We start from the raw sequence: 18,241 nt of genomic DNA, 5'->3' as shown, positions 1-18,241 counted from the left end.
GCACTCTTGTGCATTTTTTCTATTTTACTTCTTTAAAAAATCATGGTAATGCATATGCATTAGGATCTTTAACATTCGCTCTTAATATCATTGAACCAAAAGATCTTTTATTTTTTAATGTAAGTGGATCTTCATTATTTCAGTTAATTCCAAAATAATTGAACTCTTCAGTATCATAATTTCTTCCATAAAGCTCTCTACCTAAATGACCACCATAAAGAGTTGAGGCATATTCATTTTCTCCGATAAAGAATCCTGATCCTGAATTACCACCAGTAATACGAACAAAACTATAATCATTTTGAATTGACACAGCAACAGAATTTTCTGTTGTTTTTGCTCTATGGTTAATATATCCTGATTGATCACCAAGTGGATACCCTATATGAACTATATCCTTTGTGTGTGGCCCAGGGATGAATGAATATTTTGATCCTTGTCAATTGAATTTTAGTTCTGGTAGATTAAATCAATTTTCTATATGTTTAGCAACATGCATCATACCTCTAGCTTTTAAGGCTTTAATTATAGGGTTAATATCTCAAACAATTACGGTCAAGTCTGCATCAATAGTTTTTGTTCCTGTATATTTATCAAGTTGTTTTCTACCTGTTCAAACTAGTGTTGTAGAAACGCTAAATCCAGGGTTTCTAACATTATCACTAACATAACTATATCCTCACCCTCTACCATCTGTGTTTGGGCCTGGATTTATATTGTTTCCAACATATTCATACGGAACATTAAAGTAAAGTTTTAAGCGACGATCAGCAGTATTTGTGTATTCTTTTAAGAAATTCTCTCCGCTATAGTCTTCTCAATTATTTACCTTGTCATCCATACCTTGAACATGGTGATTTGTAAGCATATAGAATCTTCCGTCTTTTGGATCTTTACTTACCTTACCTATCATAGTAGCTGTACCTTGAGTGTATCTCATAGTTCTTGCTCATACGCTAGCTATATAAGGATCTTTTCTATGGTCTTTTAGTCTAATGTGGTCAAGATTTGTTTTATACCCATTATTTAGTTTGAAGCTAACATTTTGATTTGGATTATAAGTTGTTCTATTCATTAAGTCTTCAATTTTGTTTGAGAATAATATAGGTTGGTTTAATTGATTATAATCAACATCATTATAATCAAATTTGTTTGTTATCAACCCAAAATCTTCATCTTCAACATCGTTCTCATATTCTATACTTACTTTTGAACCACCAGGAAGCATTACAAAGGCGCGATCCTTATTAAATACTTCTGTATCGCTTGAGAATTTAACACTTTCAGGCTGTGAGATTACGATTTTATTATCGCGTCCAGGAATTATCAATGAAACATCGATTCCTTTTTCCGGATTTCAAATAAACACAATTTTTACCTTGATTTCTGGAACTTGATTAGATTTAATTGTTGTTGATGGTATTGTATATTCTTTAATAACTGTTTGTTTTGTTAATAATTCTTCAAAATCAAGTTGGAAATTAAGTCCATCTATTTCCGATTTGATACGATCGTTTTTTCTGAAGTCATTAACAAATCTGTATCCATATATATGTAGATTTAATTTTCTTTTTCTAGAATTATTTAAAAATGTTTTTTCAATATATTTTTTATCAAATGTTCATGAAGCAATATTTTTTTCTTCATTTAATGTTCAATTTAAATCTTTTCAATATTGTTCAATAATTCTTTTTCTTAAAATGCCTGTTTCAGTGACTGTAGTCTCGAGATTAGAATTTTCAAAATCAAGATTTTGTATAGGGTTATTTTGTTCAGGTAAAGAATTTTTAAACCCTGATATTTTGAATCAAGTTTTTGATTTGATATCTACTTTTTCATGAACAACTTCATTATTTTTTAGAGAATGATCATATTTTTCTGTCCCGAATCTTACAAATGCTGTATTATTGTTAATTCTTTTAATTTCAACAATTTTGAATTTATCTTTTTTGATTTTGAAGTTATTGTGTTTTAAGAATCCATCTTGAGCATTAATTGTAATGGCTTGATTTAAAGCTTCTAAGTCATTTGAAAAGTCATAGGCACTCTTAGATGAAAGTAATTCATTATTTATTTGTAAATCGCTACGTTTTATATTGTTTAAGATTATTTCAGGGTATAAAATTTGTTCATAATCATTAACGATATTAATTAAAGAAAAAGTTTTATCAAGTTTGTATCTAATCGAATTATTTGCCTTATTAATAAATCCTAATTTAAAATTAAGACCTCTACGACCAACCTTTTCAAAATCAAAAGCATAAACATAATAATTATTTTTAATTCTATTGATTCTGTCGTTATCATTAGTTATGGTTATTTCTTTTGAGTATAAAGGTGCATTAAAAGGAACAAACTCCTCTTGATCTAGATTGGCACCAGACCTATTTGTTGCTCTATCTAAAGTAATAAAGTATTCAAATTTTCTAAATGCTTCTTGTTCGATAAAATCGTCAATATTTAATGATCTATATCCGATTGAAGTTTTATCATTATAAGTTTTACCAAATGCTTTTCTAAAATTAAAGTTAGCTTCTGTTATGTTATTGAACATATCTATATCAGCTTGTGGAACACTGCTATTTGTTGTAGTTGTAAAATCATCAGCAGTAAAAAATTTATGATTAATAGGTTGGATATCATCTATGCTTTGTCTTCTAAAGTAATAAATATTTTTTCTTTTATTACGTAAATAATTTTCGGTTGGTAAAGGTGCTTCAACACCATTTTCTTTGTATCATAATTCAACTTGTGCATGACCAATTTGATTGTTAGCTGTAGCAACATTTTTAATAAAAATTTCATACTTACCAAATTTAGGCATGTAATATTCGTTTTCAAATGCTTCTTTGGCTTGGCTAGCTAAGTAGTAGCTATGATTTTTTGTTGATGATTCTTTAAATTTTATTTCAGATAAAAATAAATCAGCAGTACCGTTAATTATTTTGTTTACTTTTTCTAAGTTTTTTTCATCTTGATATTGCTCTTTAGTTTTTGAAGCATCTCTAAAAGTTAAATCGTTTTGACTAGATAATTCTATTTCCTTAATTGTCTGTTCACCAAATGTTATCAAAACAGTTGATTTTAACTTGTTTGCTTCTACTTGAATCCTGTTATCTTTTAGTTTGTAACCAAAAAAGTTTGCTACCCCATTTAGTTTAGAGTCTAAAATTTTATTAATCTCTTCATTGTTAGTCAGTGAGTTAATCTCTTCATTTGTAAAACTTTGCGCATATTCATAGTTAATGTTATAAAGTTCATCTAGATTGCTAAAAGAAATCTTACTTATTTCTGTATTTATGTCATTTGTAAAACCGTTAACTTCTTTTGTTAAAGTAGCTCTTATAGAAGGGTTTGGTTTTAAAGTTGCTTCTATTGTTAATACCAAAGTGTTTTTATCATCTTCTTTTAGAGCAATATTTCTTACTTCGTAGTCAATTAAATCTGTATCACCTTCAACTAAATACATTTTATTATTTTCTTTATTAATAGATGCAGAAAATAAATATGTTTTTAAATCAAAATTAGAAAGATTATCATTTAAGTTGTATTTTAGTTTACTTTGCGCTTCTTCAGAGAATAAATTTTCAACAGTTTTAGAAGTATCCGTTATTGTATTGTCATTTTCTTTTAATGTTGAAAGAGAAGTGATGAGTTGAGTTAGTTTTTCTTTAGTTTCATCTAAGTTTGAGAATTTAATACTATACACTTTTTCGTCTTTGATATATTTATCGTATTCTGCTTTTAATTTGTAAAATTCGAATATTGATTGAGGCTTCAATTGAGAATTACTTATTTTATTTTTTATTGAATTTATTTTGTCTAAAACTTGACTAAAGTTTTCGGAAACTAAAGCAAAAGATGTTTCAAATGATTCTATTTCGTTAAAATTATCGAATGTTTGTAAATATATCTTCAAATATTGTTTATTTTCTTCAGAAAGAAATTGTGAAGCAGAACTATCAATTATTTCATTAATTTTTGAGTTTATATTACTTGTGATTACTTCAATTTCTTTTCTAATATTTTTTACTTCAATAGAAGATCTTGAATTTTCTAACTTATTTTTTAGTTCAGTTTTTTGGTCTTCAGTCAACTTATTATTTTCTTCTATCAAATCAAGAACTGACTTTTTGAGTTTTGTTGCATCATTAGAAACCAAATTATTATTTTTTAAATTATTTAGAATATCTTTTTTTAGTGCTTCTAATTCTGTTTTGAGTTCTTCTAAATTAGAAGTTTCTTTTAATTTTTCTTGCAATAAAGAAAATTTTGTAATTTCAGATTGTAATACATCTTTATTAGAACTAAATTCAGTGAATATACTTGAAATTTCTTCATACAATACATTTATATTTAAAATATTGTTTAAAACTTCCTCTTTTTTACCTACTATTTCTGAAAAATTTTTTTGAATGAATTTTTCAAATGTTTTAGGATCAATACCAAAATCGACCAAAGTTAATTTGAAATCTAATAAACTTGAGTTAAAGTTTTCGATTTTTTTGTTTTTACTTAATAATTTATTATATGTTTCAGTAATTTCATTAACTAAAGATAGGGTTATTGTAGAAAAATCTAAAATATTAGTATTTACAATTTCATCAAACTTTTTTAAAGAAGCATTTATTTCATCTTTGTTAAATGATTCATCATTATAGCTATCAATGTTAGCTTTTTCGATAGGCAAATTAAGTATTTTTTTATAAAAATTTAAGAAATTTATTAAATTTTTATTAAATTCTTTTTGATTGAATGTTTGGTTAAAATAGTCTCCTAAAACAACTTCTTTAATATTATTAAGTGAACGATCTTGTTGATCAAAGTATGCGGTTATTTCATTGTATTCTTGAGATTCTTGTTTTTTGCTTTCCTTACTTGGGTTTATTGCATTATTTGTTGTACATGCTGTTAAAGCTAAAATTGAAGATCCAGCAAGAATTGCTAATAATTTGTTTTTAACTTTTGTTTTATTCATTATTTGTCTTCCTTAGAAATTTTAATTGTATAAATATTTTTTGTGCTTAAGTCATCAAAAGCAATAATCTTAAATGTTTTAAATTTACTATTTTCAAATACTAATTCTTTTTGTACAAAGGTTGCATTAGAAATAACTTTAAAATCATTTGTGAGTGAATTTGTTTTTATACTTATATTATTTGAGTCTACATTTATTGTTGAATCACCAAATTGAATAGCGCTAATAGTGTTATCAAAGTTATTAATTATTGAACCTGAAGAAGAATAAGGTCCAAATCACTTTAAATCAGTCAATGCTATAGACATATCTTGGTTTGATGAATTCTTAGGAGCTTTTCATGTTAGACTGAATCATTTTGCTTTTACTGATGAAAAATTAATTGTGAAAACTTTTGAAGATCCTCTTCATTCATGGTGATCTCCTAATGGACCAAAATCACTAGCAAATACTTTATCTTGATTTTTTACGTCAAACCACTCTTCGCCATCATTTGAATATTTAATCCTTACTTCTGCAGGGGCTTCAGTGCTTATTTGCCCACCCATTTTACCAAAAACAAGTTTTAGTCTATTTACATTTATACTCTCATCTGAATTGAAAGCAATTATGTTATTTTGTTTAGCATTAAAAACTCATCAATTATGTCATACTGATCCAGTACTCTCAGATGAATCGCTTCTATCAACTAAATTGAATATGCTTGAACCCCTTTTTGATCCATCTTTTGTAGTTTTTGCTTCATTGATTTTTAATTTATCATCTAAAAGAGTAAATTCAGAATCACTTGAGTTAAAAGCTGGAGTTGTTATAACTTCGACAAAAGCCCTTAAATTGTCGCTACCTTCTACTGATCCGCTTATTTTCATCTCGTTAGAAGCATATAAATCTTGTACATTTTCTCAAGTAACTTTTTTTGATTCATATAAACCTTTTGAGTTAAAAACAATAACTTCAGAAGGCAACTTTGAAGATTCGATTTTTTCACCTTCTTGTAGTTTTATAATGTTTTTAACTACAAACTCATTAAACTTAACGTTATAGTCTTCTTTAGAATCTTGTTCTTGATTCTCACTTTTTTCAATATTTAGTTTATTTATGAAATCATTATTTGGGTTATATTTTTTTTCAATATTTTTCTTTTCTTTAGGTTGCTCTATCGTTTGCGCCTGTTGATTAGAGCATGACAAAACGACAAATGGTGCTAATCCTAAAAAACTTGTAATTATTGCTATTTTTTTATTTTTTTTCATATTTCTCCACGTGCATATTTTTTTATGTTTAATATATAATATTAAAATATGCATTTTTTCCAAATAAATTAACATATATTTTAATTTAAAAATAATGTTTGTAAAAATATAAAAAAATGCACAGTGTGCATTATAATAACTCGATTCCTTTTTTCTTTAATTCACCCCTATATTCATCAGGTCAAAAGCTAGCTTGAACTTCTCCGATATGAATTTTTTCTAAAAGAAACATACTTAATCTACTTTGGCCAATTCCACCCCCTATTGTAAGAGGCAATGTTTTCTCGACAACATCTTTGTGATAATTAGACAATAATTTCACTTCTTTTTCACTTTTTTGGCTTTGTTCAACAATTGACCTTTCATCTACTCTAATACCCATTGAAGAAAGTTCTATTGTTTTATTCAAAACATTTGAGTAAACCAATAAATCACCATTTAGGTTTCAATCATCATAATCAAAGGCTCTTAAAGAATGAATTAATCCAGACTTTAATTTGTGTCCAATTTGGTATACAAAAACAGCACCTTTCTCCTTAGTTATTTGATCTTCTCTTTCTGATAATGTTAGGTTAGGATATAAATTTTCTAAATCTTGTGATGATATAAAATATACTTCTTTCGCTAAGTCATTAGTTAATGTTTTAAATTCTTTTACAAGCATTTCCTTTGTATTATAAATACCATTGTAAATTTTTCTGACAGTATCAAATAAAAAAGTTAGATTTCTATCTTCTTTTTTTATAATTCTTTCTCAATCTCATTGATCTACATAATATGAATGAGTGTCATCTAAATCTTCTTCTCTTCTTATTGCGTTCATGTCAGTATAAATACCTTCGTAAACATCATAGTTATATTGTTTAAGGGCATTTCTCTTTCATTTTGCTAGCGAATGAACAACTTCCAAGTTAATATTATCATGTCCTTTTGGATTAAATGAAACAGCTTTTTCGCCATTCAAACCATCATTTAGCCCTGTTTTTCTTTCAATAAATAATGGTGCTGTAGCCCTAGTTAAATTTAGCTCCCTTTGCAATTCTTTTTGAAAAAATTTTTTTAAGTCTTGAATTGCCTTTTGAGTTTCTTTTATATTTAATTTACTTTTATACATATTATAAATTTTATATTTTTTTGTAAAAAAATAAACTAAAGGATTAATTTCTTTAGCTTAAGTTTTTTTACTTTAGTGTTTTGTTAATTTCTTTAACAAAACTATCGTTTGTTGTGTCTTCTAATGTTTCAAATACTTTAATCATTTCTTTTAAATTAGACTTGCTTATTTCAGGTTTAACAACCTTTAAAATAATTTTTAGATCACCAGTGAAATGTTTAGATTTAACTCCTTTTTTATCAAGGCGTATAACTTGACCAGTTTCATAAGTTCTTTTTAGTGCGATTATAACATTACCGTATGGTGTAGGCACTTGAACATTTTTTTCAAGCATCAAATCTATAAATGAAACAGGGAATTCTAAGTATAAGTCGTTTCCTCTTCTTTCGAAATGTTTATGAGGTTCAACTACAATTTGTATATATAAGTCACCTGATGGACCACCATTTGTTCCTGCTTCACCATATCCTTGAAGTTTTAATAATGTTCCATTTTCAGTACCAGGAGCGATAGGTATTTTAACGCTTCTTTGGGTTTTAACATATTTATGCCCTTTGCAAACTGTACACTTTTTAAGAATTTTTTTACCTGTTCCTCCACATGTATCGCAAGCCACTTGTTGTTGAGTGAGACCAAATAAACTTCTCATTCTTTTGCTAACATATCCTGAACCATTACATGTCAAACAAGTTTCGATATCATGGTTAGATTCGGCGCCAGATCCGCCACAATGTAAACAAGTGTCAAATTTATCCATGGTTTCTTTCAGTTCATCTCCGTTAATGCTTTGCATAAACGAAATTCTCTTTGATACTTTAACATCAGAACCCTTCATTGGTTGGTTTGCATTCCTTTTTCTTGAAGATCCAAATCCACCAAAGATATTTTCGAATATATCTTCAAATCCGCCAAAACCAGAAAAGTCAGAAGAGTTAAATCCTCCTCCAGCACCAGCCCCTCCATTTGCTGCATCGTGACCATAATTGTCATAAATATTTCTTTTTTCAGGGTTTGAAAGAATTTCGTAAGCTTCATTTAATTCTTGCATTTTTTTATCACTTGTACCGTCTTTTAATTTATCTGGATGATATTTTTTTGCAAGGCTTCTATAAGCTGTTTTTATTTCTTGTTCAGTTGCATTCTTTTTAACACCTAAAACATCATAATAATCTCTTTTGTTACTCATAAATATAATTTTAGCACAATATTAGTTTATTTGCTAATAAAAAAAGTATAAAAAAACAGCGGCTCCCTATTTTCACCTTTCGGCTATCGTCGGCGTAAAGAGGCTTAACTACTGAGTTCGGAATGGTATCAGGTGATCCCTCTTGCTATGACCACTGAGAATATTATAGTATATTTTTTTAGAATGCAAAAAAAAAAAAAAATATTTTTTGAATATTCTAAAAGTCATTTGCAAGGATGTAATAAAAAAACTGTAAAATAATTTTATCAAATTTTAAATTTACAAAAAGGTATAGGAAAATAGAAAACTTTAAAAGTTTTCTCGCCGCTTTTGCTTACTTTTTCAAAAAGTAAGGCTCCCTTGTCTGAAATCAAGGGCGGGGGGTTAAAATAATCTAAGGTTGATTAATAATTTTTCTATAGTTATTTATTCATTCCATCATAAAATCAATTTCTTCTTGAGTATAATTGTCAAGACTTTTACCTTTAGGAATAAAATACCTTATTAATCTATGCATATTTTCAATGGAGCCTTTTTGCCATGAACTATATGGAAGACATTTGAACAATCTGTCTTTAGGAATGATTTTGTGTAATAAAACATTTTCCTTACCATTATCGACAGTTAAGGATTTAATATTTAAACCAAACTTTTTAATCATATTATTTAAAGCTTGATGAATATATTTTGAACCTCTTTTGGTTATTGTAGCATATGACTTTCTAGTTTGTCTTTCTAACAAAGTTACTAAACACTTTTTATCATCAATTTTGCCCATTACAGTATCAAGTTCGTAATGGCCCATTTCTGATCTATCGTTAATATAATTTGGTCTCTTAGTTATTTCGGTAGCGTTATTCAATGTTACTAATTTAGTCTTCTTGGTTGTTTTCCTAATATATTTACCTTCTGATTTTCTAATTATATGTTCATAATCTAGATAAAATGGTAAGGATTGCATCTTTTTATACACTGAACTAACAGAAGGGCTAAAGCCAATGTGAGATTTCTTAAAAGAATTTACCAAAAACTTTACAGAAGTTTTTGGCATCTTTTCTTTAATATTTCTTTTGATTTTGTATTTATTATATTTATGTCTAATATCATTTCAATACTCTTTAAATGGTTCTCATTTTTCTTGTAACTTAGTATTTCTGAAAAACAATCTTGAGTATCTATAATCCAATAAATGATCGTATATTTTAGAAAAATGAATAACTTTAACCTTAGTGACTCTTTTAAAACAATTGTTACATTGAAATCTTTGATATTTTAATAAATCTTTTGAATGTTTACTAGTCATAAGATCAATTTTGTTTTTTATTGTTCTCACATCTCTTTTTATTTTTCTAGAGGCTTTTTGAATTGATATACCTTGGCTAATTTCAAATAAAGCATTATAAATTGAATCAATATCCATTTGTTTTTTCTGTAAATTTCTAGTTAGTTCTAATTTTCCTTGAAACTTTCAAATAGTATCAATATTTTCTGCAATTTCATAATGAGTATATTTATTTTCTTTCTTTGATTGATCAAAAATACAAATTCATTTTCCTAAATTTTTCATTATAATATTAATGTATCCTTTCTTGTTTTTGCACATTTATTTTATTACAGGATACATAAAAACAAAGTCATATGCATGCTTAACTTGCATATGACTTTTCTAATTAATAAAAAAATATTTTTTTTGTGTGTGTAATAATATATATTTTGAGCCACATATTAATCTCATATAAAATGAGCTTACTTAACAAGAAAGTGGTATAAATTATTTATGAAAATAACACATAACTTATTTAAGTATAAAAATTTAACAAAATTTGAAATAAAAAACAACAATCTTTAAAATTGATTGCTGAAAATATCGAAAAATCTTTATCTTATCTTAGCTTGATAACAAACCTTAGTTTATCAACTGTAAAAAGATATAAAAAAGTTATTAAAAGCAAAAAAGAAATTGTTGTCTCACATAAAAATAAATATCATCAAAGAAATTACAAAATAACTGATGCAGAAATAGAATTAGTCTTTAAAAATTATTTAGAAACATGTCAGTTTATTTTGAATAGAGATCTAACAAATAATCAACTTTCAATTAAAACATACTTTAATTCTGAGTATGGTTCTTTTATAAGAGAAAAAATTTCTTACAAAACTTTAGTTAAGAGATTTAATCAATTAGGTTTATTTAATATACATACAACCAAAAGAGGAAGAAGGATTGCAAGATTATCAAAGAAAAAAACCTCAGAAGATATAACTTTGATATTAAAAAATTATTATCAACAGATTAAACAAAATGAAAAACAAAGACAAGTTTTAAATCTAAAGAAAAATTTAAAATTCGGCGAAATTGTTGAAATTGATGCACAACTTGAACCATACTTAAAAAATGATAAACCATTATATCTTTATCATGCAATAGATGTAGCAGCAGGAACATTGTTAGCAGTATGATTTGAAGAACAAGAAACAACATTAGGATATCAAAGACTACTAGAAATTGTATTTAAAAAGTATGGATTCCCAAAGAAAATCTATGCTGATAAAAGAAGAAGTTTTTGAGGAAGCGAAAACACACAAACAGTCTTTGAAAAAGTTTTAAATAAAAAGGGAATAGAAGTACTAAGTTCATCAAATCCAAAACATAAACCACATGTTGAAAGATCTTTTAGGACATCACTAGACCAATATCCGTTACTTATTCACGAAAACGGATATAAAAATATTGATGATTTGAAGAAAAATAATGAAGTATTTCAAAATTATTACAATATCAGGAATAAAAAAATAATTTCTAAACAAAATGTTTTTCAAAAAGAGGGAAAGAAAAACGGCAATTGAGCCGTTGATTTAGAGATTAATAGAAAAGTTTTAAATGGTGTTGTTAGATACCAAGGCAAAAATTACGCAGCCTTTGATATGTATAACAAAAGAATTATCTTCCCTTATAATTCTGACGTTTTATTAGTGCATTCTTTGGATGATAATTTGTATTTTAAATATAATGATAAAAAATACTTTGCTAAGGAACCTAACGGAAAATATCTAAGTTTAACAGAAATGTGAGCTTTAGAGAAAGGATTAGATTACTCTATTCCAGCTGTAGGGAAACTAGCATTTATCTATAATAAAACAAATTCGTTTTTTAAAACTCTTGAATTATATATCTCAAAATTTAATAGTATTTCCGTGAATGCCCAAGATAGTAATCTTGAAGCTAATAAAATCATGTCCGAATACTTAAGCATACTCCGAGCATTGCACAGAAGCATCAATGATGATATAAGAATTGATGCATAATAATTTTAATATTTTTTATGAAAATTTTAAAAATAAAAATTGCTCTTTTGATGTAGGGAAATTTAGAAAAAATGCGTAAATTTATAAATTTAAAAAAGCAAAAAAATAAAAAAATTTTTTTGCTTAAGTTTTTTGACACTTTTTTTTAAAAAAAAGTGCACAACTCTATAAATAAAAAATGAAAAAACATTTAACTCCAAAATAAGGAGTTAAATGTTCAAAAAATAAGCTCAAAATACATGTTATTCTACATTAGAATGCAAAAAAATGGACATAAAAAAATAAAAAACCTAATAATTTTAGATTTTTCATTTATAAAGTTATAAATATATAAATAATTATTTATATTATTATATTAAGTTAATTTTAATGTTAATTTAAATTAAAAACCATATTTTCAGCATTCATTGTATTTAATATGGTTTTAGATAAAGTAATTAGTTTTTAGAAACGAAATTAAATAAATAGTAATATATGATTATTAATTCATAATAATAAGGGAGGTATTGGTCGTTTTTAACTATTTTATCAATAGTCTTTACAATATAGTCCTTTGAAATTTTTAAATCAAATGAACCATCTCCTCTATCAACAACCAAAATTTCTTTATCAACACCTTTTTGATGTTGTTTGATTTGGTTATAGTTTTCTTTAATATAATTTCTTAGATTCGTTTTTGAATTATCTATTTCATAATTATTAAACACAGTATTGTATAAGTTTTCATGATTAAGGGTTAATTTAATCATGAAGTAAATTTCTTCAATCATTTTTCTCAGTATTGAAGAGTTAGTGTTATTGTATCTATTTGAGAAGTCATTAAAGCTACTTTCAGCAGAAGAAGATCCTTCTTGACCTCAAATCAATTGGTTCATAGTTAGTGTATTTTTTTCAATTACTTCTCTTTTGGGATTAACTTTTTTTTCTTCATTTAAAATTCCTGTATTACCAGTTAATCTATAGTAGATTAATTCTTTTTGAAAATTAGTTCTATTACCTTTTTGTAGGAACTTTTGTCATCTAGTTTCATCTCAAGGGTACTTAGGTCTTGCGTGGTTTATATAAACTTCTTCTAGATTAAATTTATCTTCTTCCTTTACTTCTGATGAATGAGTTTCAGTTGTTTCTTTGTCGCTAGGTTTGGTATTGTTCTTGTTTTTATCATTAACGCTAGTGTCATCCTGTTTTTTTGGTTCATCTATAGGTTTTTTTAAATCCTGAACACCTTCTTTAGAATTATTTTTCTCAGGATTTGAAGTATTGTCTTCTTTTCCATTTTCATTTTTAATGTTATTTCCTATAACATTTTTATTTATTTCATCTTTGTTTGTGCTTTTTCCATTTGTTGCATTTGAGTTAGGATTAGTATTTGAAGACTCTTGATTATTAGAATTATTTTCTTTTTTTGTATCATTTTGAATTGAATTACATGAAACACTTATGAATAAAGGAAGTGTTGTTGAAGTAATTATTGATAGTAGTTTTAGTTTTTTATACATATAACAACCTTTCTAAATTTTTTTATTTTTTCCGGATAGCATTATATCACACACTCAAAATTATTCTTTTTTTATGTTATTTTTAGTGGATTTAGAAAAAAATACAAAAAATATATAAATTTTATTCAAAAATTAGCTTTTTGAATAAAAAAGAAAAAAATGAATGAAACTGAATTAAATAAAAAATAGTTTTTAAAAGTTATATAATTAATTTAATTAAAAAATAAGGAGATTATTATGGGATTTTTTTCAAGTTTATTTAAAAAGAAAATAAGTAGCGAAGTTGTTAGACTTTATCCTGTTTATCCAGGTAAATTAAAGATGTTAAACGAAGTTAATGATCCAGTTTTTAGTATAGGAGCAATGGGAGAAGGTTTTGCTATAGAATTTAGTGAATCAGCTGAATCAGTTATTTTAAAAGCTCCTGTATCTGGTAAATTAGAGTTAATTTTTCCAACAAAGCATGCTTATGCATTTGAATCACAAAACGGAATAAAAGTTTTATTACATATTGGTGTAGATACTGTAAATCTTCAAGGAGAAGGTTTTGAACCTTTAGTTGAAGTCGGTAAAGAAGTTAAAGCTGGTGAACCATTAGTTAAGGTTGATTTATTAAAAATAAGATCTAATAATTTCATTACAGATGCAATAGTGACAATATTGCCTGAAAGTAATATCAAGGGAGTTGTATTTTCAGAATACGATAAAAATGGTATTGTTGAAGTAGAACAAGCAATTTTAACTGTTGATAAATAATTAAAAAAATATTTGATGGTTTGTCAAATATTTTTTAATAAGATGTTATTTTTTTATAATCTTCTTGAAAATTCAGGTAATAAAAACAACTAATGGTATTGAAAGTGTAGTGAATCATAATCAATTCTTATTTCACGACCTTTCTTTATTATTGTCTTTATCCTTATTTTTTGGTTTAGCAACATTTTTCGGATCAGTAGGAGTGGTGTCAGTTTTTGAGTTAGGGTCTACATTAGATTCCTCGTTGTTTTTAACTAGTTCAAAACCTTCAAAAACTCTTGAGAATGAATTATCAGGATCATCTTTGTTAATAAATTCAATTGTTAAAGTCCCTTTTTCATCGTTAGGTATTGTATTTTTTATTTCAATCAAGTTTTCATCAATATTTTCGAAAAACAAATCTTCCTTTGTTATTTGAGAAGCAAGTTTTTTATAGTTTTTAATTTTTATTTTTAAAGATTTAGAATCAAGTATTTTTTTATTTTCTTCCACTTTTATCAAGGATGCATCATTTATAACTTCATTTAAAGCTGAGTTAATCTTATTGATTTTCAATATTTCATTTTCTATTAATGTAATTGATTTTGACTTAAGTATTTCCTCTTCATTTATATCTACAAATTCCTTATAGTACTGATTAACTGATTTTGTTGCCTTTTCATTAAATCTTTTTTGAAAAACCTTTAGAAAAAGATCATCAGTTGAATTATAGTTTAGTTGATATCTTTGTTTTAAGAAACTTAATTTATTTTCAATAATATTTACCTTAGATAACTTCTTCGCAGATTCGACAATACTTAAAAAATCATCCTTAGATTGATTGATTTCGTTTTTGTCTAATGATTCAGATTCTAGACTTTGAATTAATACTTTATATGCGTTATCTATTTTTTCTCTTATTATTGGATTGCTAAATTTATAAAATTGATTTTGCTTATAGTTTATATAATCTTTGAAAACATTATTTGCTATATTATAAGTATTTGATAAGTCTCTAAAGATAGCTTTTTTATCTTCAAAATCTTTATCAGACAATGAATTATTTAATGCAGTTATAATTGCTGTTTTTCTTTCGGAGTTTAATCCTTGATATGAGGTCTCTCTTTCAGATCTTTTAGTATATCTACTTAACTTTTCGTTTATCTCAACAACATAAGTTTCGTACTCATACCTACTTCTTAAATTCTTGATTTTATTTAATAAAAATGTTTTTTCAAAATCGTAAAGAATTTGAGAATTATTAACTCTTATTCATAAATTTCATATATCACTATATAACTCAGTGTTTAAAAAACCTTCATAACTACTCAAAACTTCAATAGCCCTTACAAATGAACTTTTTCCTTCATTTGAATTTAATAGATTTTTAGAATTCTCATATTCTGCAATTATACTAGAAACCTCATCTTGGTTTAATATCCTTGTCGCAATACTATCGATAAAATTATCAAAAAGACTAATTTTATTTTTTAGTGATAACACAATAGAGTCAAAATTTACGGCTTCTGAATAATTTTGTTCAATTAATTTCGTTGATACTTCATTGTTAATTTGTTGAATAAAATTGTTTCTTTGTATTTCATTTAAATTAGACAAATTATTAAACTTTTGAATATAATTAATTTCATTTAAAATACTTGCTTGATTTAAGATGTTATTAATTTGTTCATTTGTTATATTTGAAACCTTTAACTCATTTAAAAACACTTCTTTTTGTCCATCAAAAATTTTTGTCATTCTTTGTATTTCACGTTTTGCGTTTTCGAGTAATGTAAAGTTATTCTTTATTGATTGTTTTAGAAGTCTTATTTCATTTATTAGCCTAATTACTTCGTCAGTTTGTTGAATATTATTTATTTGTCTATTTAAAATATTAATTTTTTCAACATATAGATCCTTAAGTTCGCTTGATCTCGAAAAATTATTAGAATTTCTAAATTCATTATCATTACTTATTATATCGTTTGCTTCTTCTGATGATGTTTGAAATAATTGCATTTCATTTATTAATGAAATAGGGTTTCGGTTATTTATAACCAAGTTATTAATTTTTTCTTGGAATAGTAAAATATATTTTTCTTCAAATGCGCCTAAAATATTTGTTTTTATTTGGTCAATATTATTAATTAAAGTGTCAATCTTATCCTTTTGCGAATTTATTTTTTCCTGAAAGGTTTCTTGATTAAAGTTATTATTAAAAACTTCTTTCAGTTGATCGTTAATTAAAATATTAATTTCTCTTGTTTTGCTTAATCAATGATCCTTACCGTAGTTAAAGTTTACAAATTTTTCTATTAACAAATTAGATGAATTAGTTATATTTGATCTATCCCATATTTCGAAAGAGGTTTTTATATTATTAATTAAGTTTATTCTTCCTTGAATAAAATTAATTAAATCATGAATTTTAATAGCATTAGGTTTTATATTTAAATCAAAAATTACCTCTGAAGTATAAATTAGTTGACTATTTATTTGTTTTAAATTATTAATATTATTTGAATCTAAAATAGTTCTAAAATTACTTTCTAAATTAGGTATTATCTTGTTATTTTCTTCTAATTCCTCAAATTTTAAGTTTAAATTATCAAGTAAATTTTTAATAAAGTTAAATTCATTTTGCAACCTTGCTAATGTTTCTTTGTTTTGTGAATTAGATGATCTAAAGCTTTCAAGCGGATATAAAAAGTATCCATTTAAATATCTTTTTATAGGAAAAGGTTTTTTGTTAAAAAGATTAATATAATTATTTACTTCGCTTTTTAAAGAAGCTACTTTATTTCAAAAACTAGAATCTGTAGCTGTTTTTGAAATAATGAATTCATTAAATTTTTTCCCCTCATAAAAAATATTTCTATCTAGTTTTTTATAAAATCTAAATTTATAAGGTATATTAATTTCTATATCTTCGTCTAAGGTGATTGAATATTTTCCTACATGATCTTTATCAATATAAAAGCTTTTAAGAACTCTATCACCTTTTATAATTTCGATATTAAAATTACTTAACAGCCCATAAAAATTAATTTCACGCGAATCATTTGTTAACTCACTTACTTGTACTGATTCAGTTATTTCTCCGAGATAACCTAGTTCCAATTCTTTATCAGTGATTTTGTAATTTCTTTTAAATATAGATTGAACTAGCGAAGGACCTGGATAATCCATATAAACAAGGCCTAACTTATATAAGTTTTCATTTTGAGACAAGAAGTCTCATGTTGAATTATTATGTATCTCTGCCCAACCACCAGGATTATAACCAAAAACTCTTCCTGAGACAGATAAAAAATTAACGTAAAGCAGATAGTTATTTAATGGAGAACCATTAGCGTTTATCATATTAGTTCTTATTCATTTCTGCTTTGTATTTTCATCTCTTTCTTCGTATGCGTCTTGTTGAGTATTATATCTATCAACAACATTTCAATATAAGTCACCACCAACTTTAGATTGACTAACCTTATGGTGTCACAAATTAAGGATAACAAGTTTACCTCTTAAGTTTTTTAATTTTCATTTATCATTATCTAAAATTTGTCCATTTGGATTGAATAAAATATTTCTATATTTATTTAACAAAGAATTATATTTTTGAGCAGCACTTGCTGCTAAGGAAGGGTTGTTAACATCAAAGTTTTCATCTTTTACTCTAGCAACAACAAATTCAGAAGGATTGCTATTTAAAAAATTTTGGATTGAATTTAATCAATTATCAAAATTTATTTTAGAAAAAGTTATCCCATGCACTATATCAAGGTTTGAATTCAATCTAATATCGAATCCTCTTATACCCATTTTTAATTGATTTTCAATATTCAATGATTGTGTGTTTGCTATTTCAAATCCGCTAGATCACATCCCTGAGTCATGAGTTCCCGGAATGCTTAAATCAAAAAATGATTTATTATCATTTACTCCTTCCATTCAAGATGAGAAGTTATATTGATCATAATTTCTTGGGTAATATCCATAAGCTAATTGCTTATTTTTTCACACTTCTTTATTTTCTTCGGAAATATAAGAAAAGCTTGCTATGCCAACTGTGATAGAACCGGATAATACTTTTCATAGCATACGTTTCTTCATATATCCCCCCCTTCATAGTAACATTGAATTATACACCTCTTTAATAATTATATAAATTTA

At 25.8% G+C, this 18,241-nt stretch carries 9 protein-coding genes and 1 rRNA gene; 2 read left to right on the top strand and 8 right to left on the bottom strand.

Annotation, left to right across the window (positions count from 1 at the left end):
- Nucleotides 1-19 precede the first annotated feature (19 nt).
- The 6 genes from AXW82_RS02305 to AXW82_RS02280 form a co-directional block, all read right to left on the bottom strand.
- On the bottom strand, nucleotides 20-4,978 hold the full coding sequence (locus AXW82_RS02305; RefSeq protein ID WP_004794267.1) for an MGA_1079 family surface serine endopeptidase: 4,959 nt from the start codon (nucleotides 4,976-4,978) through the stop codon (nucleotides 20-22).
- The gene (locus AXW82_RS02300; protein ID WP_004794266.1) at nucleotides 4,978-6,231 is read right to left on the bottom strand and encodes a hypothetical protein; all 1,254 of its coding nucleotides are present in this window, start codon (nucleotides 6,229-6,231) and stop codon (nucleotides 4,978-4,980) included. The genes AXW82_RS02305 and AXW82_RS02300 overlap by 1 nt, the downstream gene beginning before the upstream one ends.
- A 130-nt stretch (nucleotides 6,232-6,361) precedes the next feature.
- Entirely contained in the window at nucleotides 6,362-7,345 is a 984-nt protein-coding gene (gene asnA / locus AXW82_RS02295) for an aspartate--ammonia ligase (RefSeq protein WP_004794262.1), read from the bottom strand.
- 67 nt (nucleotides 7,346-7,412) lie between these two features.
- Nucleotides 7,413-8,531 carry a molecular chaperone DnaJ gene (dnaJ, locus tag AXW82_RS02290; protein WP_004794260.1) on the bottom strand — a complete coding sequence of 373 codons (1,119 nt, stop codon included), beginning with the start codon at nucleotides 8,529-8,531 and terminating at the stop codon, nucleotides 7,413-7,415.
- Nucleotides 8,532-8,584: 53 nt separating this feature from the next.
- Nucleotides 8,585-8,690, bottom strand: a 5S ribosomal RNA gene (rrf, locus tag AXW82_RS02285).
- A gap of 235 nt (nucleotides 8,691-8,925) precedes the next feature.
- Nucleotides 8,926-10,098 carry an IS30 family transposase gene (locus AXW82_RS02280; RefSeq protein ID WP_052746216.1) on the bottom strand — a complete coding sequence of 391 codons (1,173 nt, stop codon included), beginning with the start codon at nucleotides 10,096-10,098 and terminating at the stop codon, nucleotides 8,926-8,928.
- 284 nt (nucleotides 10,099-10,382) lie between these two features.
- Here AXW82_RS02280 and AXW82_RS03635 point away from each other — a divergent pair, with 284 nt between their 5' ends.
- Complete coding sequence (locus AXW82_RS03635) at nucleotides 10,383-11,837, top strand: transposase (RefSeq protein ID WP_060913335.1); 1,455 nt, start codon at nucleotides 10,383-10,385, stop codon at nucleotides 11,835-11,837.
- Nucleotides 11,838-12,274: 437 nt separating this feature from the next.
- Here the strand turns inward: AXW82_RS03635 and AXW82_RS02270 are convergent, their stop codons facing one another.
- Nucleotides 12,275-13,336 carry a hypothetical protein gene (locus tag AXW82_RS02270; RefSeq protein ID WP_060913334.1) on the bottom strand — a complete coding sequence of 354 codons (1,062 nt, stop codon included), beginning with the start codon at nucleotides 13,334-13,336 and terminating at the stop codon, nucleotides 12,275-12,277.
- Nucleotides 13,337-13,573: 237 nt separating this feature from the next.
- Here AXW82_RS02270 and AXW82_RS02265 point away from each other — a divergent pair, with 237 nt between their 5' ends.
- A complete protein-coding gene (locus AXW82_RS02265; RefSeq protein WP_004794398.1) occupies nucleotides 13,574-14,092 on the top strand; it encodes a PTS sugar transporter subunit IIA in 519 nt (172 codons plus the stop codon).
- Between the two features lie 45 nt (nucleotides 14,093-14,137).
- Here the strand turns inward: AXW82_RS02265 and AXW82_RS02260 are convergent, their stop codons facing one another.
- Complete coding sequence (locus AXW82_RS02260) at nucleotides 14,138-18,181, bottom strand: PI-PLC domain-containing protein (RefSeq protein ID WP_004794400.1); 4,044 nt, start codon at nucleotides 18,179-18,181, stop codon at nucleotides 14,138-14,140.
- Between the last annotated feature and the right edge of the window lie 60 nt (nucleotides 18,182-18,241).

It is taken from the genome of Mycoplasmopsis canis PG 14 (assembly GCF_001553195.1).
Classification (GTDB): Bacteria; Bacillota_I; Bacilli_A; order Mycoplasmatales; family Metamycoplasmataceae; genus Mycoplasmopsis; species Mycoplasmopsis canis.
Note: the sequence above shows the minus strand (reverse complement) of the source record. Positions and strands in the feature narration are given on the sequence as shown.